This window comes from Lysobacter sp. TAB13, from assembly GCF_052113885.1.
GTDB lineage: Bacteria > Pseudomonadota > Gammaproteobacteria > Xanthomonadales > Xanthomonadaceae > Lysobacter > Lysobacter gummosus.
This window is the reverse complement of the sequence record NZ_JBFRDR010000029.1, coordinates 22737-47358: the sequence shown is the minus strand read 5'-3', so window position 1 is coordinate 47358 and position 24622 is coordinate 22737. Positions and strand designations below refer to the sequence as shown.

The following is a 24622-nucleotide window of genomic DNA, read 5'->3' as shown; positions in this document are numbered from 1 at the left end:
GCCTAGAATCGCGGCCTTGTGAGCAGCGCCCGGCGGAACTTCGCTCGGACGCCGCACCTTCGACAGCCGCGCGCTCATCCGGGAGCCGGGGCACGAAGCGACGATTCTAGTCGAACTGGCCGGCTCCCGAACGTACCCTGGCTGTAGCTTCCGACGCTTTGTTTTCTATCGTTGTTCCCTGGCACCGCCCTTGTGCCGCCACCGCATGGGCCCATCGGATCCCTTCCCGAAATGACGCAACGCCGCTATCTGCAACTGGATGTCTTCGCCGACCGCCCCGGCGCCGGCAATCCGCTCGCCGTGGTCCTGGATGCGCAAGGCCTCGACGACAACGCCATGCAGGCCATCGCCCGCTGGACCCGACTGCCGGAAACCACCTTCGTGTTCCCGCCGTCCCAGCCCGGCGCCAGCTACCGCATCCGCATGTTCAGCCCGCGCCGCGAAGTCCCCTTCGCCGGCCATCCCAGCGTCGGCACCGCCTGCGTGGTGCTGGAAGCCGGCCTGGCCGCGCCGGTGGACGGCCGTCTGGTTCAGGAAGGCGTGGCCGGCCTGTTGCCGCTGGCGGTCGATGGAGAAGGCGAGGCGCGCACGATCGCCGTGCGCACGCCGCGCGCGCGCGTGGTCGAGACCGCCAGCGCGGGCGACCCGCGTCTGGCCGCGACCCTGCGCGGCCTGCCCTTGGGCGCGCTGCCGCCGGCGCTGATGGACGGCGGCCGCCGCTGGTGGCTGGCCGAGCTGCGCGACGAAGCCGCCCTGCGCGCGGCGAGTCCGGACTGGGCCGCGATCGGCGCCCTGGCCGAAAGCACCGAGAGCATGGGCCTGTGCGCGTTCGCGCGCGCCGACGCCGGCCGCGACTACGATCTGGTCGTGCGCGCCTTCGTCGGTGCGCCGGCGCAGTTCGAGGACGCCGCCTCCGGCGCAGCCAACGCCACCTTGGCGGCGTGGCTCAATCACAACGGCGCCCTGCCCGGCCGCGACGGCCATTACACGGTCAGCCAGGGCCGCGAAGTCGGTTTCGACGCGCGCCTGGAACTGCGCGTGGACGCCGACGGCGAAGTCTGGTCGGGCGGACGGGTGAGCAACGTGGTGCGCGGGACGATCGACTGGCGCTGAGTTTTTCCCTTCTCCCGCTGGCGGGAGAAGGTGGCCCGAAGGGCCGGATGAGGGCGAGCGCAATTCCGCTTGCGAAGCAGGCCGCCAGTTCGCGCGCCCTCACCCCAACCCCCTCTCCCGTCAACGGGAGAGGGGCTCAGCGACGGGGCCGCGCGCCTCATCGCGCGCCACTGCCCGCCGTCCCAGCACCACCACTGCGAACGCCGGCAGATACATCATCAGCCCGTACATCGCCGCCGGCACCGCGATCTGCGGCGATTGCAGCAAGGTCAGCGCGATCACGATCGCCAGCGTGCTGTTCTGCACACCGACCTCCATGCCGACGGTGATCGCATCGCGCAGCGCCAGACCGCTGATCCGCGCCAGCAAAAAGCCGCCGCCGATCGCCGCCGCGCACATTCCCAGCGCCGCCGGCCCCAGTTCGGGAAAACTGCGCCACAACAGATCGCGCTGGGTCACGATGATCGCCACGATCAGCAACAGCAGCAGCCCCAACGCGAACCGGCTCACCCACGGCTCCACCCGCAGCGCAAAACCCGAGGCGACCCGGCGCACGCCCATGCCGAGCAACACCGGCACCAGCACCAGCGCGGCCAGATGCATCACCGTCTGCGCGACCGGCAGGCGGATCTGCCGGGCCTCGCCGCCGAACCACTGCAGCGCCAGATTGACCAGCAAGGGCACGCTGACGAACGTCACCAGCGCGCTGATCACGGTCAGGGTCACCGCCAGGGCGACGTTGCCGCGGGCCAGATAAGTCAGTGCGTTCGAGCTGCTGCCGCTGGGACAGGCCGCGACCAGCACGAAGCCGACCGCGAATTCGAGCGAATCGGGAAACATCCAGGCCACCGCGAAGCCCAGCGCCGGCAGCAGCAGATAGTGGCCGATCAGGCCGACCACGACCGGTTTGGGATGGCGGCCGACGCGGCGGAAGTCTTCGCCGCTGAGCGTCAGGCCGATGCCGCACATGATGATGGCGATCGCGATCGGCAGACCGATCTTGAGCAACAGGCTGTCCTGCACGGCATTTCTCCTGGATGGCGCGCGCGGCCCGGATCAACGCGGCGACACAGCGATGATGAGCCGCGCACGCGCGCCGCCGTCAAGTCGAACGCATCGCGAAACGCAACATCGAAACGTCTGCGCCGATCGGGGTTGAGGCCTGCTGGTTGAAGACCTCGCCGCGCGTCGAAGTCTTTTGTGGGAGGGGCTTCAGCTCCGACGCACTTCGCTCAGCCCGCAGCGCCGAATCATTGGTCGTAGCCCGGATTCTCCCGCGCCAGACGCCGCAACAGCGAAGGCCACGCCAGCGCCCCGCCCAGCCCGCGCGTCACCTGCGCCGCCTGCGCCTGGATACCGGCGAGGATCGGCGCCGGAATCGGCAGCAGCTCGCGCGCGCCGGCCAGCGCGCGCACCTGGATCGCGCATGCGGCCTCGAAGATGTACATCGCCAGGAACGCATCGGCCACGCTCGCGCCCACGGTCAGCAGGCCGTGATTGCGCAGCATCAGGAAGGTGTTGCGGCCGAGGTCGGCGACCAGCCGCGGCTTTTCCGCGTCGTTGAGAGCCACTCCCTCGTAATCGTGATAGCCCAGCGCCGCCAGCACGAACAAGGACTGCTGCGAAATCGCCAGCACGCCGTCCTTCTGCGCCGACACCGCCACGCCGTTGAGCGAATGGGTGTGCATCACGCACAAGGCGTCTTCGCGCGCGGCGTGCACCGCGCTGTGGATCACGAACCCGGCCGGATTGACCGGATACTCCGAGGCCCCGACCGGCTGCCCGTCCAGGCCGACCTTGACCAGCGAGGACGCGGTGATCTCGGCGAAGCCCATGCCGTAGGGGTTGATCAGGAAATGGTGCTCCGGGCCGGGGACGCGGGCGGTGAGATGGGTGAAGATCAGATCGTCCCAGCCGTGCAGGGCGATCAGCCGGTAGGCGGCGGCCAGATCGACCCGCAGCGCCCATTCCTCGGCGGAGCAGTCGGAGCCGGACATCGGGCGTGCGCTCATCGTGGCTTACCTTCGGGTGGGCTGAGCGCAAAATACCCGGAGCCGGCGTCGGCGACCGTCGCCTGGCCGACACTTGCCGCATCCCGCAGCCACCGGAGCCCGCATGCACGACCTCACCGCCGATCCCTGGTTGCGCGACCTGTCGCCGGCGGTGGTCGCGCATCTGCAGGCGATGTCGGTGCACCGGCGCCTGCGCGACGGCGAGCTGCTGTACGCGCGCGGCGACGCCGCCGACGGCCTGTACGGCGTGGTCCGCGGCCGCATCCGCATGAGCGTGCCGACGCCGAACGGGCGCGAGATGCTGTTCGTGCTGTTCGAACCCGGCAGCTGGTTCGGCGAGGTGTCGATGTTCGACGGCGAACCGCGTCCGCAGGATGCGCGCGCGGTCGGCGACACCGAAATCCTGCTGCTGCCGCGCGTGCGGTTTCTGGCCTTGCTGGACGAACACCCGGAGTTGTATCGCGGCTTCACCCGCCTGCTGTGCCGCAAGCTGCGCACGGTGCTGCAGTTCGTCGAAGACGCCCTGACCCTGCCGCTGGCCGCGCGCCTGGGCAAGCGCGTGCTGGAGCTGGCGCACGTGTACGGCGTGGACGAAGCCGAAGGCCGGCTGATCGATCTGGCGCTGCCGCAGGACGATCTGGCCAGCATGCTCGGCGCGACCCGCCAGAGCGTGAGCAAGGAGCTGCGCTCGTGGGAGCAGCAGGGCTGGATCGCGCTGCGCTATCGGCATGTGGTGCTGCGCGATGCGGATGCGCTGGAGCGGATGGTGGCGCGGTTGTCGGGGTTGCCGGAGGGGCGCTAGGTCGGCCAGCTCTGGGACAAAAGCGTCGGGGCTGAAGCCCCTCCCACTACAGACTTCGATGATGCGCCGAGGTCTTTTGTGGGAGGGGCTTCAGCCCCGATGCACTTCGATCAGGTTGCAACGAAAACCACCACCATCATTCCCGCGAACGCAGGAATAACGAGCAAACACGAGAACGCGACGACCCGCCCCGGGCCGCCGCGCTCCCCATCGTCCATCAGAACCGCGCATCGAAGGTCAAAAACACCTGCCGCGGCGCATTGGCATGGAAGGCATAAGTCTTGCCCTGCGGATCGGAAGCGCTGAACGCGGTCAGATTGCTCGCCGTGCGCTTGTCGCCCAGGTTGGTGCCGTTGAGCGCGATCGACCACTGCCGGAACGGCCCCATCGCGTCGAAGGTGTAGCGCACCGCCGCATCGAACGTGGTCGAACCGCCGAAGCCGTTGTCGTTGGTATAGGTGTAATAACGCTTGCCGGTGTACTTGCCGCTCAGCGTCGCCAGCCACGGGCCGTTGCGATAGGTCACCTCGCTGGACAGCATCTTGTCCGGCACATCCACCACGCGCTTGTCGCGGGTCTGCACGACCTTGCCGCTGTCGATGTAGTTGTCCTGATAGGTCGACTTGTTCCACGACAGCGCGTTGTACCACTCGAAGTGTTCGCTCGGCTTCCAGATGAAGACCAGCTCGCTGCCGTAGCTGTCCACCGAACCGACGTTGAAGAACTTCGTTATGCACTCCGGACGGGTGCCGGCTTCGATGCTGGAGCACGGGTTCAACGACAGCAGGCGGTTGTCGAACTTGACCTTGTACACGCTCAACGAAGCCTGATAGGTCTCGCCGACGCGGCGGTAACCGGCTTCCAGGGTCTGCGATTCTTCCGGCTTGAGGTCGGCCTTCTGCGCATCGAACGCGGCCTGACCGATCGCCAGCGGGCCGCCGGCGCCGCCGCCGACGAAGGCGGCGACGTTTTCCGTGTAGGCCGCGAACAATTCCTGGCCTTCGCCGAGCTTGTAGCCCACGCCGATCTGCGGCAGGAAGCTGTCCTTGGTTTCCAGGCGCCCGGTCGCGTTGGGCACTTCCATCGCACGCGGATCGACCTGACGCGCGCGCATGTCCACCTGGGTGCTCTTGGCGCCCACGTCCACGGTCATGCGGCCGTCGAGCAGGCTGATGGTGTCCTGCAGATAGGCCTGGCGGGTGTTGATGCGGTACTTCTGGAAGAACAGCCGGCGGTCGGGATCGTTGAGGAAGCGGTCGTCGTTGACCGGGCCTTCGATGAAATAGAAATTGCGCTGCACGTCGTGGTGGTTGCTCTCGTACCAGAAGCCGCCTTCGATGCGGTGGTTGCCGATCTCCCAGGCCAGCGAGCTCATCACGCCGTAGCGGTTGATGCCGTAGTTGGTGCTGCGGATCGAGATCGGAATGGCCTTCGCCGTGTTCGGATACGAGTAATTGCCCGGCGACCACCAATGGCCCTGGCCGCGGTCGTCGTGGTAGTAGGCCTGCGACTTCAGCAGCAGGCCTTCGCCGAGATTGAACTCGCCGGCCAGTGCGGCCAGATGGTCGGTGCGGATGGCGCGGCTGGCGTAGTAGGCGTCGTCGATGGTCGCCGCCGGGCTGGTGAACGAACAACGCGGATCGCCGGCGCGATGCTGGTTGGCCGGCCACGGCTTGGGCGCGCAGTACGCCGCGGCGATGGCGCGCTGCCAGTCGGGCTTGTACAGGTTCCAGTCCCAATCCGCGCCGCGCGCCAGCAGCGCCTTCGACAAATAGGCGTAGTTGGCCTGACTGGTCTCGGCGCTGGCGACATAGGCGCTGATGCGGTTGCCGTCGCCGAAGTTATAGACCGCCTTCAGGTTGACCTGATTCTGGTCCTGGTTGTCGCCGGGACGCGACCACATGTCGGCGCTGAGCAGCGAGCCGGACAGATACATCGAGAAGCCGCCGTGCTCGCCGGTGTCCAGGCGCGCATAGGTGCGGCGGGTGTTGTCGCTGCCGAAGGTCTGCGCCACGCGCAGGCCGAACTCGGCCTGCGGATCGGAGGAGTAGTACTGCAAGGTGCCGCCGAGGTTGCTGGTCGAGGCGGTGCCGAGCGAGCCGATGCCGGCGGCGAGTTCGGCGCTGGCCAGGTTTTCGCCGATCAGCGCGCGGCTGATGCCCAGGCCGTTGTAGTTGCCGTAGCTGTTGTCGCCCAGCGGGATGCCGTCGAGGGTGTAGCCGAGCAGGCGCTGGTTGAAGCCGCGCAGGCTGATGGTCTGCGATTCCTCGTTGGCGCCGTAGGCGTCGTTGGACTGCACCGAGATGCCGGGCAGCTTGTTGAGGATCTTCTGCGCGCTGGTGCCGGGCGTGGTCTTCTCGATGTCGGCGAGCTTGACGCGCTGCACCTGACGGGTTTCGCCCATGCCGATCACCGACACCGCATCGAGCGTGGTGGTTTCGCCGCTCATGCCGGCGGAGGCGTCGGCGGTGGCATCGGCCGCGGCGCTGGCGGGCGCATCGGCGGCGGTGGCGGCGGCGTAAACCGGCACGGTCGCCAGCGCGGTCGAAATCGCCAGCGCGAGCGCGGCCGTGGTGTGGGGGTACTTCATGACTCTCTCCGGGGGCAGGACGGACATATCCGGACAAGCATGAATGGCGCAGATGACGTGCAGATGGCGGCGCGGCGCGCGCCGGCACGGTGATTTTCCGGACGAAGACGCGACGATTCGCCGGCACGGCGCGGCATCGTTCGCGCCACGCCGGCGTCCTGCGACTAAAGCACTACCCCGCCCGCAGCGCGCGAAATACGCCGCTGAACAGCGCTCAGCGGCGTATTTCCAACCCTGCGCACACTGCGGTCTAGAGCTCTAACCCTAAGGTGCTATTGGCCCACCCCGCCCCCCAGCCCACCATCGGCGCCGGGTGCAGGGACGTGCCGCGCCCGCCGTTGCCGCGCCGCGAACGATCGCACCGCGACGACAACGCACCACCCCGCCATACCGCCGTTGCAGGAGCCGCCGTGAGCGCGATCACCACCGCCGATATTCCTTCCAGCGCTCCGGCCATGAGCCCGGGACAACGGCTCAAGTCGATCTTCTCCGGGTCGATCGGCAATCTGGTCGAGTACTACGACTGGTACGTCTACAGCGCGTTCTCGCTGTACTTCGCCCACGTGTTCTTCCCCAAGGGCGACAAGATTTCGCAGGCGCTCAACGCCGCGGCGATCTTCGCCGTGGGCTTTCTGATGCGCCCGCTCGGCGGCTGGGTGTTCGGCCGCTACGCCGACCGCCGCGGCCGCAAGGCCGCGCTGATGCTGTCGGTGCTGATGATGTGCGCCGGCTCGCTCATCATCACCTTCACCCCCGGCTACGAAACCATCGGCGTGTTCGCGCCGATCCTGCTGGTGGCGGCGCGGCTGATGCAGGGCCTGAGCGTGGGCGGCGAATACGGCAGCTCGGCGACCTACCTGAGCGAGATGTCCTCGCGCGAGAACCGCGGCTTCTGGTCCAGCTTTCTCTACGTCACCCTGATCATGGGCCAGCTGCTCGCGCTGATGGTGCTGATCGTGCTGCAGCAGTTCGTGTTGAACGAAGAACAGTTGCGCGACTGGGGCTGGCGGATTCCGTTCGCGATCGGCGCGATGGCCGCGATCATCGCCCTGTACCTGCGCCGCAACATGCAGGAAACCGAATCGTTCACCAAGCTGCAGGCCAGCGACACGCCCAAGCGCAAGGAAGGCTCGCTGCGCACGCTGGCCCAGCATCCGCGCGCGGTGCTGACCGTGGTCGGCCTGACCATGGGCGGCACGCTGGCGTTCTACACCTACACCAACTACATGCTGAAGTTCCTCACCATCAGCACCGGCTTCGACAAGGAAACCGCGTCGCTGATCAACGCCGCCAGCCTGTTCGTGTACATGCTGATGCAGCCGCTGGTCGGCGCGCTGTCGGACCGGATCGGCCGGCGCCCGCTGCTGATCGCCTTCGGCGTGCTCGGCACCGTGCTGACCGTGCCGGTGATGCACTGGATCCGCGACGCGCAATCGCCGATGCAGGCGTTCTGGCTGATCATGATCCTGCTCAGCGCGGTCAGCGGCTACACCGCCATCAACGCGGTGGTGAAGGCCGAACTGTTCCCGGTGGAGGTCCGCGCGCTCGGCGTCGGCCTGCCCTACGCGCTCACCGTCGCCCTGTTCGGCGGCACCGCCGAGCCGATCGCGCTGTGGTTCAAGCAGATCGGCATGGAAACCGGCTTCTTCTGGTACGTCAGCGCCTGCATCGCCTGCTCGCTGCTGGTCTACGCGTTCATGCCCGACACCCGCAAATATTCGCAGATCGATCACGACTGATCGCCCTTCCCTCTTCCCTTCCTCGCGCTACAGGAACGAAACCATGAAATCGCCAGCCTCGCGTTTCTATCTATGGGTGGTGGCCGCCATCATCCTCGGCGGTGCGGTCGGGCATTTCTTCCCCGATTTCGGCGTCAAGCTCAAGCCGCTGGGCGACGGTTTCATCTCGCTGATCAAGATGCTGATCGGCCCGATCATCTTCCTGACCGTGGTGCTGGGCATCGCCGGCGTCGCCGACGTCAAGAAGGTCGGGCGCGTGGGCGCCAAGGCGATCTTGTACTTCGAAGTGGTTTCAACCTTCGCCTTGGTGATCGGCCTGGTGGTGGTCAACACGCTGAAGCCGGGTGCGGGCTTCAACGCCAACGTGGCCGACCTGGACCCGAAGAAGGTCGCCGAAGCCATCGGTTACGCGCACAAGGCCGAAGAACAAAGCACGGTCGATTTCCTGCTGCACATCATTCCCAAGACCTTCACCGACGCCTTCACCGGCGAAGGCAGCCTGTTGCAGGTGCTGCTGCTGGCGGTGCTGTTCGGCTTCGCTCTGCTGCACATGGGCAAGTCGGGCGAAAAGATCATGGACCTGTTCGAGACGCTGTCGAAAGCGTTCTTCGGCATCATGAGCATGATCATGAAGCTGGCCCCGATCGGCGCCGGCGCGGCGATGGCCTTCACCATCGGCAAGTTCGGCATCGAATCGCTCGGCCCGCTGCTCAAGCTGATGGGCAGCTTCTATCTCACCTGCGCCCTGTTCGTGCTGATCGTGCTCGGCACCATCGCGCGCCTTACCGGTTTCAGCATCCTGCGCTTCATCCGCTATATCCGCGACGAACTGCTGCTGGTGCTGGGCACGTCTTCGTCGGAATCGGCGCTGGTGCCGCTGATGCGCAAGCTCGAACGCCTGGGCTGCTCCAAGCCGGTGGTCGGCCTGGTCGTTCCCAGCGGTTATTCGTTCAACCTCGACGGCACCAACATCTATCTGACGATGGCGGCGATCTTCGTCGCGCAAGCGCTCAACGTCGAACTCACCCTGACCCAGGAAATCACCCTGCTGGCGGTGGCGATGCTGACCTCCAAGGGCGCTTCGGGCGTCACCGGCGCGGGTTTCATCACCCTGGCCGCGACCCTGACCGTGGTGCCGGCGGTGCCGGTCGCGGGCCTGGCGCTGATCCTGGGCATCGACCGCTTCATGAGCGAAGCGCGCGCGTTGACCAACCTGATCGGCAACGGCGTGGCGACGGTGGTGGTGGCGCGTTGGGAGAACGAACTCGACCGCGACAAGCTCAATCATGAGCTGCTCAATCCGCCGAGCGCGCTCGACCTCGACGCCGACCTGCCGAGCGACCACCACGGTCCGCTGGGCAACAAGACCGCCTGAGTTCCATCGGCCCGCGCCGCGCGCGCGGGCCGCGCAACCCCATCCTTCCAGCCGGCCGCACCACGCGCCCGGCACGGTTTCCTGCTGCCAGGACGGCGGTAATAACGACCTTGGAGCACGACCGACCATGCGCATCGATCGCCTCGCCCTCGCCCTGTCCCTGACCGCGTTGCCCTACGCCGCGCAGGCCGGCAACTTCGACGATTGGCCGACCAAGTACACCTTCGGCGACGGCACGGAGATTTCCGCGACCGGCAACTTCGCCTACGACGTAGTGGATTTTTCCGGCGACGGCTACGGCACCGCCGCGACCGACCTGTCCGACGACGGTCATTACCGTCGCCGCGAGTTCGGCATGAATCTGAAAAAGAAAGACGTCTACGATTTCACCGCGGTGTTCGATTTCGAATCCAAGCTCTGGCTCGATGTCGCCCTGCGCCTGGACACCAAGGCCTGGTTCGGCGCCGATTACGGCAAGCTGCGCGTGGGTTACTTCAAGACGCCGGTGAGCATGGAGAGCGTCGCCGCTTCGCGCACCGTGAGCATGCTGGAGCAGTCGGCCGCCTCGCAGGCGGTCTACGAAGGCCGCCGCACCGGCGTGGAGTGGTCGATGGAGCGTCCGCGCTACGCGGTCAGCGCAGCGTATTTCTTCGGCCACGATCTGCAGGGCGACAACCCGGGCACTACCGCCGCCGGGCGCGCGGTGTGGACGCCGGTCAAGGACAAGGATCACGTCGTGCACCTGGGCCTGACCGGTTCGGTCGAGAACCCGCACGGCTTCACCGATGGACGCGGCGCCTATTTCGGCCCCGCCGCGCGTTTCCGCGCGCGGCCGATGAACGGCCTCACGCCGGTGCGATTGGTCGATTCGGGCAGCCTGCGCAATACCGACAAGATCGTGCGCAACGGCCTGGAAGCGTTGTGGATCGACGGCCCGTGGTCGGTGCAGGCCGAGTATCTGCGCGCGACCGCCGAACGCGACAACGGCGCGCGCGATTTCACCGCCAACGGCTACTACGTCACCGGCAGCTGGGTGCTCACCGGCGAAACCCGGCCCTACACCGGCAACAACGTCGGCAACATCAAGCCCGCGCACGGCTATGGCGCGGTGGAGTTGCTGGCGCGCTTCGGCGAACTGGATCTGAACGACGGCGGCGTCGCCGGCGGCAAGCAGCGCGACTGGACCCTGGGCGTGAACTGGTACCTGACCACGCACTTCAAGTTCCAGGCCAACTACGTGCGGGTGAAGGCCGACAAGGGGCTGCTTTCGGCCGATCCGGACGTGATGGAAGTTCGGGCGCAGGTGCAGTTCTGAGGGGCCGGGAATCGGGAATGGGGAATGGGGAATAGGTAAAAGCCAGAGCGACAAACCTCTGGCTTGCGTCTCTTACTCGATTCCAAGATAGCCGCGCACCGGCCTTTACGATTCCCGATTCCCGATTCCCAGCTGTACGATGAAAGCCAAGCCCGCGCAGCGGATATCACGATGCACCGCCAGCACTCATCGCGCTTAACCCCATCCCGGCGCACTCCCCTGCCCGCGTCGATCTCGCTTTTACGATTCCCGATTCCTCATTCCCGATTCCCGGCGACGCCGTGATCCCCCGCCGCCACCAGCTCCAGACCGCCTTATGGATCGTGCTGCCGCTGGCCGGCGCGCTGCTGACGATGCTGATCGTCGGCCGCATCGCCTATTCGCAGGCCTTGCAGCGCCAGGCCGGCGAAGCCAGCGTGCTGCTGGCGCAGCGCGCGCAGGTGATCGAGCAACACATCGACCGCTACCGGATCATGCCGGCGGTGTTGTCGCTGGACCCGCAGTTGCGCGCGACCCTGGCCAATCCCGCCGACCGCGTCCAGCGCCAGCGCGCCAACGAGCGCCTGGTCCAGCTTAATTTCGCCAACCGCACCAGCACGCTGACCTTGATCGACGGCAACGGCATCGGCCTGGCCGCTAGCAACTGGGACCTGCCCAATAGCAACGTCGGCCACTCCTACGCGTTCCGCCCGTATTTCCAGAAAGCCATGGCCGAAGGCTCGGGCGAGTTCTACGCCATCGGCGTGACCACCCACGTGCCCGGCCACTTCATCGCCCGCGCCATTCACGACGAACGCGGCGGCGCGGTCGGCGCGGTCGCGGTCAAGGTCGAACTGGAAGACATCCGCTCGGACTGGAGCGAACGCGGCGATCTGGTCCTGCTCAGCGACGCCAACGGCGTGGTGTTCCTGACCGCGCAGCCGCAATGGCGCTATCGGATGCTGCGCACGCCGACGCCGGCGGAAAGCGGCGAGCTGCAGCGCACCCGCCAGTATCAAGGGCAGAAACTGCGGCCGGCTTCGTTCCGGCTGGAACGCGAAGTCGGCGACGGCGCGCGCGTGGTGCGCCTGCGCGAGCCGGGCATGCGCGAGCCGATGCTGTGGCAATCGCTGCACCTGCAACGCGAAGACTGGACCTTGCACCTGCTGCGCGACACCACCCCGAGCATCCGCACCGCCTGGATCGCACGCGCGGTGGCCGCTGGTGCGTGGCTGCTGCTGGTCTCGGTCGCGCTGCTGTTGATGCAGCGCAACCGCATCGCCAGCCTGCGCCTGCGCAGCCGGCAGGAGCTGGAGCGAATGGTCGAGCACCACGCCGAAGCGCTGCGCAACGCCCAGGACGGCGTGGTCCACGCAGCGCGGCAGGCCAGCCTGGGCAAAGGCCAGAGCCTGGAACATTTGCCGCAGGGCGTCAGCGTGGTCGATGCGCAACTGCGGCTGGTGGCGTGGAATCAACGCTACGCCGAGCTGTTCCGCTATCCGCCGGAGTTGTTGCAGGTGGGCCGGCCGATCGAAGACCTGATCCGCTACAACGCCCGCCGCGGCTTGCTCGGCACCGATCCGGAGGACGCGATCCGCCGCCGCCTGGATCATCTGCAGCGCGGCCAGCCTTATCTGCACGAGCGCGAACGCCCCGACGGCACGGTGATCGAGATCCGCGGCAATCCGATGCCCGACGGCGGCTTCGTCACCAGTTACGCCGACATCACCGCCTACAAGCAGGCCGCGCGCGATCTGCGCACGCTGGCCGACAGCCTGGAACGCGGCATCGAGCAACGCACCCGCGATCTGCAAAGCGCCAAGGGCGAAGCCGAGCGCGCCAACCGTTCCAAGACCCGTTTCGTCGCCGCCGCCGTGCACGATCTGCTGCAGCCCTTGAACGCCGCGCGCATGTACCTGTCGTCGCTGCGGCGGCGCGTGAGCGATGCCGAAGGCCGCGAGCTCAGCGATCACATCGAAGCCGCGCTGGCCGCGCAAGACGACATCCTGTCGAGCCTGCTGGACATCTCGCGCCTGGAATCGGGAGCGCTGGAAGTGCGCCGCGCCGCGCTGCCGCTGTCGCGGCTTCTCGCCAGCATCGACAGCCAGTTCCGCATCCTGGCCGAGTCGCGCGGCCTGCGCCTGCACTGCATCGCCTCCAGCGCGGTGATCGACAGCGACGAAGTGCTGCTGCGCCGGATCGTGCAGAACTTCGTCTCCAACGCGATGCAGTTCACCCCGCGCGAGGGCCGCATCGTGATCGGCGCGCGGCGTTTGCCGGGCAGCGTGCGCATCGAGGTGTGGGACACCGGCCCGGGCATCGCGGCGAACAAGCGCGAACTGATCTTCGAGGAATTCCAGCGCCTGGACACCGGCGTCGAAGCGCCGCAGCGCGGCGCCGGGCTCGGTCTGGCGATCGTACGCCGGGTGGCGCTGTTGCTCGGCCATCGCGTGCACGTGCGCTCCTGGCCCGGCCACGGCAGCGTGTTTTCGCTCGAAGTGCCTTACGCGCAGGCCGCCCCGCCCGCGCCGGAACCCGCGCCGCCGCTCGCCGCGGCCGACGGCCATGCCGCGCAGGATCAGGATTCGCCGCTGCACGGGCGCCGGGTGTGGGTGATCGACGACGACCTGCACTCGCGCCAGGCCGCGCAACGCCTGCTCGGCGATTGGGGCTGCGCGGTGGAAACCGCCGGCACCGCGGCCGAGGCGTTGACCAAGGCTTCCTCGGCGACGATGCCGGACTTGCTGCTGCTGGACTACCGGCTCGGCGAAAGCACCGGTTTCGAACTGGGCACGCAGTTGGAAGCCAAGTGGAAACGCATGCCGCCGGTAGTGCTGATGTCGGCCGATGCCGACCCGTCGCTGCGCTTGCGCGCGGCCGAACGCGACTGGAGTTTCCTGCCCAAGCCGCTGCGGCCGGCGGCGCTGCGCGCGCTGGCGACGCGGTTGCTCGGCATGGGGCTGTAAGCGCGCCGTCGATAAGCCCGCGGTTTGCCGGGACGGTCGGTATCGGCATCCCGTACCCACGATCGCCGCTCCGGGCCCGATTCGGTAGCACACTGGGCTCCGCCCTCCCTTGCGTGCGCGCCATGCCCGACCTGCCCTTGCTCGACCTCGCCGCCTTGCGCGCGCTGGCGCGCGAATCGGCCGCGATTACCGGCGCCTGCGCGTGCGTCGCGCCGGCGCCGATCGCCTGGACCAGCATGCCGATGGAGCTGCCGCAGTCGCGGCTGGAGCGGATCGCCACCTTGATCGCGGCGCCGGACTACGAGCTCAGCGTCGAGGAATACCATCCGCGCGGCACTCACTACTGGTCGCCCGACGCGCCGATCGCGATCGACCGCTATCCGAGCAATCACTGCGATGTCTGGCGATGCCGCCAGTGCGGCCGCTGCTTTCTGCATTACACCGAGGGCGGCGGTTATTTCGTCGACCGGCGCATCCGCCTGCTCGATCCGGCGCTGATCGTGGATACCTCGATCGCGCAGGACTGAGCGCGCGGCTCAGGACAGGCGCAGCGCGTCGTCGTGCAGGCTGGCGCCGTCTTCGTCCAGCGCCAGCCCCTTCACCAGCACCGCCGCCTGGGTGCGCGAATGGCAGCCGAGTTTGCGCAGGATCGCGGTGACGTGGATCTTCACCGTGTTCTCGGCCAGCGACAGTTCGTAGGCGATCTGCTTGTTGAGCAGGCCGTCGGCCAGGCGCAGCAGCACGCGCATCTGTTGCGGCGTCAGCTGGGCCAGGCGATCGGCGAGTTGCGCGTCGCCTTCGTCGCGATCGGCCTTTTGCGAGGGGAACCAGACTTCGCCCGCGAGCACGGCGTTGACCGCTTCGCCCAGCACCGAGGAAGGCGCCGACTTGGGCACGAAGCCGGAGGCGCCGAACTGCTGCGCGCGGCGGATCGTGCGCGGATGTTCGTTGGAGGAAATGATCACCACCGGCAGCTCGGGGCGTTCGCCGCGCGCGTAGACCAGCGAAGAGAAGCCCATCGCTCCGGGCATCATCAGGTCGAGCATGGCCAGATCGAATTCGCCGCCGCTGGCGATGGCCGCTTCCAATGCGCTCTGGCTGGCGACCTCGACGATCTGCGCGCCGGGCGCGATCTCGCCCAGCGCATAGCGCAGCGCCGCCCGGAACATCGGGTGGTCGTCGGCGATCAACAGGCGCAGGGTTGCGCTCATCGGACTGGATACCCCTCGGGCTGAGAGCGGGACCGATCCTACACGCTCCGCCACGGGCCGGGGGCGGCGCCTGCTCTTGTGGGAGGGGCTTCAGCCCCGACGCCCTGCGCACAGATCGCCGCGATCTGAAACAAAAGCATCGGGGCTGAAAGCCCCTCCCACAAACCAACCGGCATCCGAAAAAAGAACGGGGCAGCCGAAGCCGCCCCGTTCATGCATCCATCCGGACCGAACCGCGCCCGGCGGGTTCGATCAACCCAGCAGATGAGCGACGCCGGCGCGCTCTTCTTCCAGCTCGGCCAGGGTCTTGTCCATGCGCTCGCGGCTGAAGGCGTCGATTTCGAGCCCTTCCACGCGGGTGTACTCGCCATTGGCGGTGATCACCGGCACGCCGTACATCACCGTCTCCGGGATGCCGTAGCTGCCGTCGGACGGCACGCCCATGGTCACCCACTTGCCGTTGCTGCCCAGGACCCAGTCGCGGACGTGGTCAATGGCGGCGTTGGCGGCCGAGGCGGCCGAGGACAGGCCGCGCGCTTCGATGATCGCCGCGCCGCGCTTGCCCACGACCGGAATGAAGGTGTCGGCGTTCCAGGCGGCGTCGTTGATCTTGTCCTTCAGCGAGGCGCCGCCGGCCTTGGCGAAGCGGTAGTCCGGATACATGGTCGGGCTGTGGTTGCCCCATACGATCAGGTTCTCGATATCGCCCACCGCGACGCCGGCCTTGGCGGCGAGCTGGCTCAGCGCGCGGTTGTGGTCCAGGCGCAGCATGGCGGTGAAGTTCTTCGCCGGCAGGTCCGGCGCCGACTTCATCGCGATGTAGGCGTTGGTGTTGGCCGGGTTGCCGACCACCAGCACCTTGACGTTGCGCGAGGCGACCTTGTTCAGCGCCGCGCCCTGGGCGGTGAAGATCTTCGCGTTTTCCAGCAGCAGATCCTTGCGCTCCATGCCCGGACCGCGCGGACGCGCGCCGACCAACAGGGCGATGTCGGCGTCCTTGAACGCGACTTCGGCGTCGTCGGTGCCGACGACACCGGCCAGCAGCGGGAACGCGCAGTCTTCCAGCTCCATGATCACGCCCTTGAGCGCGGCCTGGGCCTTCTCCAGCGGCAGTTCCAGCAGTTGCAGGATGACGGGCTGATCTTTGCCGAGCATTTCGCCGGAAGCGATGCGGAACAGCAGCGAGTAGCCGATCTGGCCGGCAGCACCGGTGACGGCAACGCGGACGGGGGTCTTCATCGGGGTGTTTCCTTCGCTAGTGAACAGGGTGGCGGGCACGCGGCCCGCGTTATGGATGGAGTCGAGCGCGCGGCGGCCGCCGCGCGCTCACAGGCGGTAGCCCAACGGTTTCAGACGATCTTTGATCTCGTCCATGTTGTAGCCGTAAACGATGTCCTGGCCGACGATGGTGACCGGCACGCCGCGCGCGCCGACCGCGTTCATCGCCTTCTGGCCCGCGGCGGTATCGACGTCGATGAGGGTGTAGCGCACGTCGGCCTGTTCGAAATCCTTGCGCAGCTTTTCGCAGTAACCGCACCACTCCGCGGCAAGCATGACGATGCGCTTGTCGCCGGTGCTGTGGCGCGGATCGTCCGGCGCGAGTTGCGCGGGACGATCGGAGATCCATTGCGACCAGCCGCCGGACTTGGCGAACTTCGCGCCGGCCGCGCCCACGAACAGCGCGGCCAATATGCACAGCACGGTGCTTACGCGCATCGCTGGATTCCTCAGTCGCGGGCCGGTTCCGTCGTCGGGCTCAGGCGAGCTCGGCGAAGAACTCCTGGAAGCGCTGCAGACCCGGCGCCAGCTGCGGCGTCGGACAGGTGTAGCTGATACGCAGCGCGCGCGGCTCGCCGAACGCCGAACCCGGCACGCAGGCCACGCCCTTGGTTTCCAGCAAAGCGTTGCAGAAATCCATGTCGTTGCCGATCTTCAGGCCGCTGGGACCGTGGGTCTTGCCGAAGGCGACGCTGATGTCCGGGAACACGTAGAACGCGCCCTGCGGACGCGGGCAGACCACGCCGGGAATCGAATTCATCACGTCCATGACCTGGTCGCGCTTGGCCTGGAATTCGGCGCAGCGCGCGGTCGGCACGTCCTGCGGACCCGACAGCGCGGCCACGGCGGCGGCGGTGACGATTTCCGGGACGTTGGTGATGTGGTTGGAGTTCATCGTGGTCACGGCCTGCGCGATCACTTCCGGACCGGCCATGAAGCCCACGCGCCAACCCGGCATGCCGTAGGTCTTGGACAGCGAGTCGATGAAGATCACGCGGTCGCGCAGTTCGGGATGCGAGTGCACGAAGTTGTGATAGCCCAGGCCGTCGAACACCATGCGGTTGTAGATGTCGTCGGTGATGACCCAGGTGTCCGGGTACTTGGCGATGACCGCGGCCAATGCATCGATTTCGTCCTTGCCGTAGACCATGCCGGTCGGGTTGGACGGGTTGTTGAACAAGAACACCTTCGGCTTCTTCGCCAGCGCGACTTCCAGCTGGGCCGGGGTGAGCTTGTAGTCCTGCGAGGCCGGGCACGGCAGCAGGTCGATCTTGGCGTTGACGATCTCGGCGATGTCGAGATAGCTGGTCCAGTACGGGGTCGGGAAGACGATCGTGTCGCCTTCGTCCAACAGCGCCTCGGCGATGTTGTAGATCACGTGTTTTGCGCCGATGCCGGTGGCGCAGTTGACGCGGCCGTAACCGGTCAGGCCGATTTTGCTCATGTGCTCGATGAACGCGTCCAGCAGCGCGTCGGCGCCGCGGTTGCTGCCGTACTGGCCGCTGTCCTTGGCCAGCGCTTCGCGCACGGCGGCGTAGACATGGTCACCGGGCAGGAAGTTGGGAACGCCGATCGAGAAGCTGATGATGTCGCGGCCTTCGGCCTTGAGCCGCTTGGCCTTTTCGGCAACCTGCATGATCGCGCTGGGCTTGGCGCGACCGATGCGCCGGGCGAGCTGGGGCATCGTGTAAACCTCGTGGGGTGGTGTACGACGGAGCGTGCGGAGATGAGTAGCGAGGACGCTGGACGCAGCGGCGGTTGCGACGGCGGCGCTCATTACGGGCGCTGTCGCCGACGCACTGGAACCGCTGGTTCTAGCCGCAAAATGGTAGCACAGCGATGGCCCGGCCCTGGTTTGCAATCTGGCCGTTCGCGGCGCTGCCGCGAGGTTCTGTGGGAAGGGATGCTTTTGTGGGAGGGAGCTTTAGCCCCGATGCTTTTCGGCCAGATCGCGCCGGGCCCTCACCTGGGCTGATCGAAAAGCATCGGGGCTAAAGCTCCCTCCCACAAAAGCCCTTAATTCCAGGGCCCAAACGAAAAAGACGGCCTTCCGGCCGTCTTTTTCGCATCGCGCAGCCCTGCGGCCGCGCGAGATGGCCCGAACCCGGACTCAGGCGCGCTTGTTCTCGTCGAGCACCTTGTTCCAGTCGGCCACGCGGTCGGCCTTGGCGGCCAGCACCGCGGCGACGTCGCCTTCGATCTTCACCGAGTTGATCTTGTCGCCCTGCTTGACCGTATCGACGATCTCCAGGCCTTCCAGCACTTTGCCGAACACGGTGTGCTTGCCGTCCAGCCAGTCGCAGACGATATGGGTGATGAAGAACTGGCTGCCGTTGGTGCCCGGGCCGGCATTGGCCATCGACAGCACGCCGCGCTGGTGGCCCAGGCCGTTGCGGGTCTCGTCCTCGAAGCGGTAGCCCGGGCCGCCGGTGCCGGTGCCCTGCGGGCAGCCGCCCTGGATCATGAAGTTCGGGATCACACGGTGGAAGTTCAGGCCGTCATAGAAGCCGCGCTGGGCCAGATTGACGAAGTTGGCGACGGTCAGCGGCGCCTTGTCGGCGGCGAGTTCGACGCGGATCGGGCCGCGCTCGGTGTCGAAGGTGGCGATCAGGCTCATGCAGCGCACTCCAGGTGTAGCGATGGGGATGGGAAAACGGTTCGCCGGCCGAGATGGCGGCGGCCAAGGCAATCCTCAATGGTACCGAAGCGAAAAAAACCTCGCCGGGGCCGGAACCCTTGCCGAAGCGGCGCGGCCGCGGCGGCGCGGGCATGGTCCGGATCGTGTCGCGGGGCCCCGGACCTCGGCCGCGGCCCGGAGCTGAATGCGGCAGTGCAAAGCCCGGGGCGCGGCCGCCAGACGGCAGGCGAACGTCGTGGGACGGGCCGGAAAGCAGGGTTGGTCGGGCTTCAGGGACGCGGCTTTCGCCGTTACTGCAGGGTCATTCCCGCCTTTTATCGGCCCTGCCCGTTCATAAAACCGCCCCGACATGAATAAAGCCCGCCCCGGCAGGCACTTGCCACCTTTGACCGGTATAATGGCCGGCTATCTTCCTCAGCTATAGCGCCTTCCGGCGTCCAATCGCATGTCCATCGAACGCCTGCGCAATATCGCCATCGTCGCTCACGTCGACCATGGCAAGACCACCCTCGTCGACTGTCTGTTGAAGCAGTCCGGCACGCTGTCCGAACGCACGGTGCTGGCCGAGCGCGCGATGGACAGCAACGACCAGGAAAAGGAACGTGGCATCACGATCCTGGCCAAGAACACCGCCATCACCTGGCAGGGCAACCGCATCAACATCGTCGACACCCCAGGCCACGCCGACTTCGGCGGTGAGGTCGAGCGCGTGCTGTCGATGGTCGATTCGGTGCTGATCCTGGTCGATGCGATGGACGGCCCGATGCCGCAGACCCGCTTCGTCACCCAGAAGGCGTTCGCGATGGGCTTCAAGCCGATCGTGGTGGTCAACAAGATCGACCGCCCGGGCGCCCGTCCGGACTGGGTCATCGACCAGGTGTTCGACCTGTTCGACAAGCTCGGCGCCACCAACGAGCAGCTCGACTTCCCGATCGTCTACGCCTCGGCGCTGCACGGCTACGCCAGCCTGGACGACGCCGCGCGCTCCGGCGACATGACCCCGCTGTACGAAGCGATCATGAAGCACGTGCCGCCGCCGCAGGTCGATCTCGACGGCCCGTTCCAGATGCGCATCAGCCAGCTGGACTACAGCAACTTCGTCGGCCTGATCGGCATCGGCCGCATCCAGCGCGGCAAGGTCCGCCGCAACATGCCGGTCAGCGTGGTCGACCGTCACGGCAAGAAGCGCCAGGGCAAGGTGTTGCAGGTGCTCGGCTTCATGGGCCTTGAGCGCCTGGAAACCGAGGAAGCCGATGCCGGCGACATCGTCGCCATCTCCGGCGTCGCCGATCTGTCGATCTCCGACACCGTGTGCGCGCTGGACACCCCGGAAGCTCTGCCCGCCCTGACCGTGGACGAGCCGACCATCAGCATGACCTTCCAGGTGAACAACTCGCCGTTCGCCGGCAACAAGGATCTGAGCGGCGGCAAGTTCCTCACCAGCCGTCAGCTGCGCGAGCGCCTGGTGCGCGAAACCCTGCATAACGTGGCGCTGAAGGTCGAAGAAGGCTCCGATCCGGACAAGTTCCTGGTCTCCGGCCGCGGCGAACTGCACCTGTCGGTGCTGATCGAGAACATGCGCCGCGAAGGGTTCGAGCTGGCCGTGTCGCGTCCGGAAGTCATCATCAAGGAAATCGACGGCAAGCTGATGGAGCCGGTCGAGCAGTTGGTGGTCGACATCGAAGAGCAGCACCAGGGCGGCGTCATGGAGAAGCTCGGCACGCGCAAGGCCCAGCTGAAGGACATGGTGTCCGACGGCAAGGGACGCGTGCGCCTGGATTACATGATCCCGGCTCGCGGCCTGATCGGCTTCCAGAACGAGTTCCGCACCCTGACCCAGGGTTCGGGCCTGCTGTTCCATGTGTTCGACCATTACGGTCCGAAGGAACAGGGCGCGATCGCCAAGCGCATCAACGGCGTGATGATCGCCAATGCGCCGGGCACCACTCCGGCCTATTCGCTTGGGCCGCTGCAGGATCGCGGCAGGCTGTTCGCCGCCGAAGGCGACAACGTGTATGAGGGCCAGCTGGTCGGCATCCACTCGAAGGACAACGACCTCACCGTCAACGCCATCAAGACCAAGCCGCTGACCAACATGCGCGCCTCGGGCAAGGACGATGCGATCCAGCTGAGCCCGGCGATCAAGTACACGCTGGAGCAGGCGCTGGACTTCATCGAAGACGACGAACTGGTCGAAGTCACGCCGAAAGAAATCCGCCTGCGCAAGAAGTTCCTCACCGAAAGCGATCGCAAGCGCGCCTCGCGCGCGGCCTGATCGCAGCAGGGGCGCCGTCGGCTTGAACCGCGGCGCCCTCGCCCCAAGTCAGTACGCTTCGCTGCAACGAAGCGTCATGCGGGACTTGGGGCACGGCGGCATCGCGCATCGGCGCGTGCCGCGTCCGCCGGGCCGCCCGCCTCGCCGCGTTGCGAACCTCGGCGCGTCATAAGGATCGAAGCGGCATGCATGTGCACGGCCTGATCGCAATCCCCGGCTCCCGCGCCGCCCTGCCGGGCACGGCCCGACGCTGGCCGGCGCACGCGCGATGACCGCGCCCGAACGCCACTACGACGCCAACCCCAAGGCCCATCCGGGTCTGCACGTGATCGCCGCGGTCGAAGCGGCCAAGGGTGCGCTCGCGCTGTCGGCCGCCAGCGGCCTGGAACTGCTCGGGCCGGCGCCGCTGCAGCGCTGGATCGAAGAACTCATCAAGCGCTTCCACCTGGACCCCGAGCACGGCTCGCTGGCCTGGCTGGCGCACAGCATCAGCCCGAATTCGGTGCACCTGGCAGCGGCCATCGTGCTCGGCTACGGCGTGCTGCACCTGATCGAAGCCTGGGGCCTGTGGAAGGCCAAGGCCTGGGCTTCGTGGCTGGGCTGCCTGGGCGCGGCGCTGTACTTGCCGTTCGATATCTACGCGCTGACCCGCCACCCCGGCTGGCTCGCCACGGCGGTTCTCATAATCAACGTGATCGTGGTTTGGGTTCTCGCGCGCGACATTCTCAAGCGCCGCCGCTGAAGGCCGCCGCCTTTGTTGTAGGAGGGAGCTTCAGCCCCAATGCTTTTCGATCAAGTCGCCGTGGACTTGCAAGCGATCTGATCGAAAAGCATCGGGGCTGAAGCTCCCTCCCACAACAAAAGCCTCCCTGCCCAACACACCTCCAAGCCCCTCGCCGCCGCGCCCGAGCGCACGTCCGAATGTTAGCTGCGGATTAATTTCCACCGTGCCTGCATTCCAACCCGTTCGGGCTGAAGTCACAGGCATCGCGCACCGCTCCGGTGTATGGTTTCGGCATCGCAACGCGAGTTGCGAGACCTGCCGCCGCAGCGCATCCAGCGGCATGTTCAATACCTCACCGATGCGCACGCGCGCCCTCCCAAGCACGCGGTTGCCACGCTCACAGCCCCCTGTCCAACATGAGGAACGCTTATGAAGACTTGGTCCAAGCCTCAGATCCGCGAAATCTCGGTCGGTTGCGAAATCAACTCGTACTCCTCCGGCGATCTGTTCTGAGCATGTCCGCTTCCGCCGTCGCAACGCACATGCGGCCGCGCATCGCATCGATGGTTCATCGATGATGCGCATCCTCGTGCTCGGTGCGGCGGCCGGGGGCGGCTATCCGCAGTGGAACTGCAACACCCCCGGCAGCCGGCGCGCCTGGCGCCAGGAGCCCGGCCATCAGCGCCGCAGCCAGGCCAGCATCGCGGTCAGCGCCGACGGCGAACGTTGGCTGCTGATCAACGCCTCGCCCGACTTCCGCCAGCAGATCCTCGCCGCGCCCGCGTTGTGGCCGCAGCGCGATCTGCGCCATTCGCCGATCGAAGCGGTGCTGCTGACCAGCGGCGAAATCGATCACATCGCCGGGCTCCTGTCGATGCGCGAACGCCAGCGCTTCGACCTGTGGGCCAGCGCGCGCGTGCTCGACGTGCTCAGCCAGAATCCGATCTTCGATTCGCTCCATCCCGACTACGTCACCCGCCGCGCGCTGACCTTGGAGGCGCCGCTGGATATCGCCGGCCTCCACGTGCCGCTGGGCCTGCGCGTCACCGCCTTCAGCGTCCCGGGCAAAGTCCCCTTATTCATGGAGTCGCGCGCCAGCGGCGATCTGCGCGGCGGCGATGAAGAGACGATCGGCCTGGAAATTTCCGACGGCCGCGAACGCTTCTACTACATCCCCGGCTGCGCCGAACTGACCCCGGCCTTGCGCCAGCGCCTGCACGGCGCGGCGCTGCTGTTCTTCGACGGCACCTTGTGGCGCGACGATGAAATGCAGCGCGCCGGCGTCGGCAGCAAGACCGGCGCGCGCATGGGCCACATGAGCATCGCCGGCGGCAACGGCGAGAACGACGCCGGCACCCTGGCCGCGTTCGCCGGGCTGGACGTGCGGCGCAAGATCTTCATCCATCTCAACACCACTAACCCGGTCCTGGACGAAACCTCGCCCGAGCGCGCGCAAGCCCGCGCGCACGGCTGGGATGTCGCCGAGGACGGCATGGAAGTGAGCCTATGAACGCCAGCGCCGCCGACCTGCCGCGCGCCATCGTGCCGCACGATCGTGAACTGCTGTCGCCGGAGCAACTGGAAGCGCGCCTGCGCGCGATCGGCGCCGAGCGTTACCACGACAAACATCCCTTCCACGGCCTGCTGCACGGCGGGCAGCTCGATCGCGGCCAGGTCCAGGCCTGGGCGTTGAACCGTTTCGAATACCAGCGCTGCATCCCGCTCAAGGACGCCGCCCTGCTCGCCCGCATCGAAGATCCGCAACTGCGCCGCGTGTGGCGCCAGCGCATCGTCGATCACGACGGCGAACGCGAAGGCGACGGCGGCATCGCGCGCTGGCTGCATCTGACCGATGCGCTGGGGCTGGATCGCGAACTGGTCGAATCCGGCCGCGCCCTGCTGCCGGCGACGCGGTTCGCGGTGCAGGCCTACATCCACTTCGTGCGCGAACGCAGCCTGCTGGAAGCCATCGCCTCCTCGCTCACCGAGTTGTTCGCGCCGACCATCATCGGCCAGCGCGTGGCCGGCATGCTGGCCAATTACGATTTCGTCTCGCCCAAGGCGCTGGCCTATTTCGACTCGCGCCTGCATCAGGCGCCGCAGGACGCGAACTTCGCCCTGGACTACGTCAAGCGCCATGCGCGCACGCGCGAGCAGCAGGACGCGGTTTGCGACGCGCTGCGCTTCAAGTGCGAGGTGCTGTGGTCGATGCTCGACGCGCTGCATCTGGCCTATGTGGAGCCGCGGCTGATTCCGCCGGGCGCATTCGATCCGCGGCGGATGCCGTCATGACCGCGACCATCGACGCCGGCAGCGTGCTGCGCTTCCCGGTCGGCGTGCGCCTGCAGCACGACCGCGCGCGCGACCAGTGGGTGCTGCTGGCGCCCGAGCGCGTGGTCGAACTCGACGATATCGCCCACGCCGTGCTCACTCACATCGACGGGCGTTCCGACGTCGAAGCCATCGTCGCCGCGCTGGCGGCCGAGTACGGCGCCGACGCGGGGGAAATCTACAGCGACGTGCTCGAACTGTTCGCCGGCCTGCTCGACAAACGCATGCTGGCGTTCGCGCCGCAGATGTCGTGAGGGCGAAGCCGATGCGCACC

General features: G+C 67.1%; 22 protein-coding genes. 13 read left to right on the top strand and 9 right to left on the bottom strand.

All coding sequences use genetic code 11. From position 1 onward, the window contains the following. Window positions 1-231: 231 nt before the first annotated feature. Complete coding sequence (locus AB4Y92_RS23190) at window positions 232-1113, top strand: PhzF family phenazine biosynthesis protein (RefSeq protein WP_057943841.1); 882 nt, start codon at window positions 232-234, stop codon at window positions 1111-1113. Window positions 1114-1233: 120 nt separating this feature from the next. Here the strand turns inward: AB4Y92_RS23190 and AB4Y92_RS23185 are convergent, their stop codons facing one another. Then, a complete protein-coding gene (locus AB4Y92_RS23185) occupies window positions 1234-2136 on the bottom strand; it encodes a bile acid:sodium symporter family protein (protein WP_441821776.1) in 903 nt (300 codons plus the stop codon). A 227-nt stretch (window positions 2137-2363) separates the two neighbouring features. Continuing rightward, on the bottom strand, window positions 2364-3125 hold the full coding sequence (locus AB4Y92_RS23180) for a class II aldolase/adducin family protein (protein ID WP_441821775.1): 762 nt from the start codon (window positions 3123-3125) through the stop codon (window positions 2364-2366). 103 nt (window positions 3126-3228) lie between these two features. On the opposite strand from AB4Y92_RS23180, the gene AB4Y92_RS23175 reads away from it, so the two are divergent. Beyond that, the gene (locus AB4Y92_RS23175; RefSeq protein ID WP_441821774.1) at window positions 3229-3927 is read left to right on the top strand and encodes a Crp/Fnr family transcriptional regulator; all 699 of its coding nucleotides are present in this window, start codon (window positions 3229-3231) and stop codon (window positions 3925-3927) included. Window positions 3928-4144: 217 nt separating this feature from the next. On the opposite strand, the gene AB4Y92_RS23170 is transcribed toward AB4Y92_RS23175, so the two are convergent. After that, window positions 4145-6517: a TonB-dependent receptor gene (locus AB4Y92_RS23170; RefSeq protein WP_441821773.1), complete on the bottom strand. Its 2373-nt coding sequence runs from the start codon at window positions 6515-6517 to the stop codon at window positions 4145-4147. 410 nt (window positions 6518-6927) lie between these two features. On the opposite strand from AB4Y92_RS23170, the gene AB4Y92_RS23165 reads away from it, so the two are divergent. The 5 genes from AB4Y92_RS23165 (at window position 6928) to AB4Y92_RS23145 (ending at window position 14418) form a co-directional block, all read left to right on the top strand. Beyond that, complete coding sequence (locus tag AB4Y92_RS23165) at window positions 6928-8256, top strand: MFS transporter (RefSeq protein ID WP_441821772.1); 1329 nt, start codon at window positions 6928-6930, stop codon at window positions 8254-8256. 43 nt (window positions 8257-8299) lie between these two features. Further along, on the top strand, window positions 8300-9631 hold the full coding sequence (locus AB4Y92_RS23160) for a dicarboxylate/amino acid:cation symporter (protein ID WP_441821771.1): 1332 nt from the start codon (window positions 8300-8302) through the stop codon (window positions 9629-9631). A 127-nt stretch (window positions 9632-9758) separates the two neighbouring features. After that, window positions 9759-10946: an OprO/OprP family phosphate-selective porin gene (locus AB4Y92_RS23155; RefSeq protein WP_441821770.1), complete on the top strand. Its 1188-nt coding sequence runs from the start codon at window positions 9759-9761 to the stop codon at window positions 10944-10946. A gap of 281 nt (window positions 10947-11227) precedes the next feature. After that, complete coding sequence (locus AB4Y92_RS23150) at window positions 11228-13891, top strand: hybrid sensor histidine kinase/response regulator (protein WP_441821769.1); 2664 nt, start codon at window positions 11228-11230, stop codon at window positions 13889-13891. A 122-nt stretch (window positions 13892-14013) separates the two neighbouring features. Next, a complete protein-coding gene (locus AB4Y92_RS23145) occupies window positions 14014-14418 on the top strand; it encodes a hypothetical protein (RefSeq protein WP_441821768.1) in 405 nt (134 codons plus the stop codon). 9 nt (window positions 14419-14427) lie between these two features. Here the strand turns inward: AB4Y92_RS23145 and AB4Y92_RS23140 are convergent, their stop codons facing one another. From AB4Y92_RS23140 to AB4Y92_RS23115, 6 genes are all read right to left on the bottom strand, one after another. After that, a complete protein-coding gene (locus AB4Y92_RS23140; protein WP_441821767.1) occupies window positions 14428-15102 on the bottom strand; it encodes a LuxR C-terminal-related transcriptional regulator in 675 nt (224 codons plus the stop codon). Between the two features lie 38 nt (window positions 15103-15140). After that, window positions 15141-15278 carry a DUF6053 domain-containing protein gene (locus AB4Y92_RS23135; protein WP_441821784.1) on the bottom strand — a complete coding sequence of 46 codons (138 nt, stop codon included), beginning with the start codon at window positions 15276-15278 and terminating at the stop codon, window positions 15141-15143. A gap of 76 nt (window positions 15279-15354) precedes the next feature. Next, window positions 15355-16341, bottom strand: a complete 987-nt coding sequence (locus tag AB4Y92_RS23130) for a malate dehydrogenase (protein WP_441821766.1) — start codon at window positions 16339-16341, stop codon at window positions 15355-15357. A gap of 87 nt (window positions 16342-16428) precedes the next feature. Further along, entirely contained in the window at window positions 16429-16818 is a 390-nt protein-coding gene (locus tag AB4Y92_RS23125; protein ID WP_441821765.1) for a glutaredoxin domain-containing protein, read from the bottom strand. A 40-nt stretch (window positions 16819-16858) separates the two neighbouring features. Further along, window positions 16859-18064: a pyridoxal phosphate-dependent aminotransferase gene (locus AB4Y92_RS23120; protein WP_441821764.1), complete on the bottom strand. Its 1206-nt coding sequence runs from the start codon at window positions 18062-18064 to the stop codon at window positions 16859-16861. Between the two features lie 426 nt (window positions 18065-18490). Then, complete coding sequence (locus AB4Y92_RS23115) at window positions 18491-18997, bottom strand: peptidylprolyl isomerase (RefSeq protein WP_057943852.1); 507 nt, start codon at window positions 18995-18997, stop codon at window positions 18491-18493. A gap of 466 nt (window positions 18998-19463) precedes the next feature. Here AB4Y92_RS23115 and typA point away from each other — a divergent pair, with 466 nt between their 5' ends. The 6 genes from typA to pqqD all read left to right on the top strand — a co-directional run bounded on the left by typA (window position 19464) and on the right by pqqD (window position 24602). Next, window positions 19464-21293, top strand: a complete 1830-nt coding sequence (gene typA / locus AB4Y92_RS23110; protein WP_441821763.1) for a translational GTPase TypA — start codon at window positions 19464-19466, stop codon at window positions 21291-21293. A gap of 268 nt (window positions 21294-21561) precedes the next feature. Then, window positions 21562-22035, top strand: coding sequence for a DUF2127 domain-containing protein (locus tag AB4Y92_RS23105; protein ID WP_441821762.1), 474 nt, complete (start codon window positions 21562-21564; stop codon window positions 22033-22035). Window positions 22036-22446: 411 nt separating this feature from the next. Next, complete coding sequence (gene pqqA, locus AB4Y92_RS23100; protein ID WP_036111709.1) at window positions 22447-22530, top strand: pyrroloquinoline quinone precursor peptide PqqA; 84 nt, start codon at window positions 22447-22449, stop codon at window positions 22528-22530. A 64-nt stretch (window positions 22531-22594) separates the two neighbouring features. Beyond that, the gene (gene pqqB / locus AB4Y92_RS23095; protein ID WP_441821783.1) at window positions 22595-23527 is read left to right on the top strand and encodes a pyrroloquinoline quinone biosynthesis protein PqqB; all 933 of its coding nucleotides are present in this window, start codon (window positions 22595-22597) and stop codon (window positions 23525-23527) included. Then, complete coding sequence (gene pqqC, locus AB4Y92_RS23090; protein WP_441821761.1) at window positions 23524-24309, top strand: pyrroloquinoline-quinone synthase PqqC; 786 nt, start codon at window positions 23524-23526, stop codon at window positions 24307-24309. Before pqqB ends, pqqC begins: the two co-directional genes overlap by 4 nt. Then, a complete protein-coding gene (gene pqqD, locus AB4Y92_RS23085) occupies window positions 24306-24602 on the top strand; it encodes a pyrroloquinoline quinone biosynthesis peptide chaperone PqqD (protein WP_441821760.1) in 297 nt (98 codons plus the stop codon). The genes pqqC and pqqD overlap by 4 nt, the downstream gene beginning before the upstream one ends. Window positions 24603-24622 lie beyond the last annotated feature (20 nt).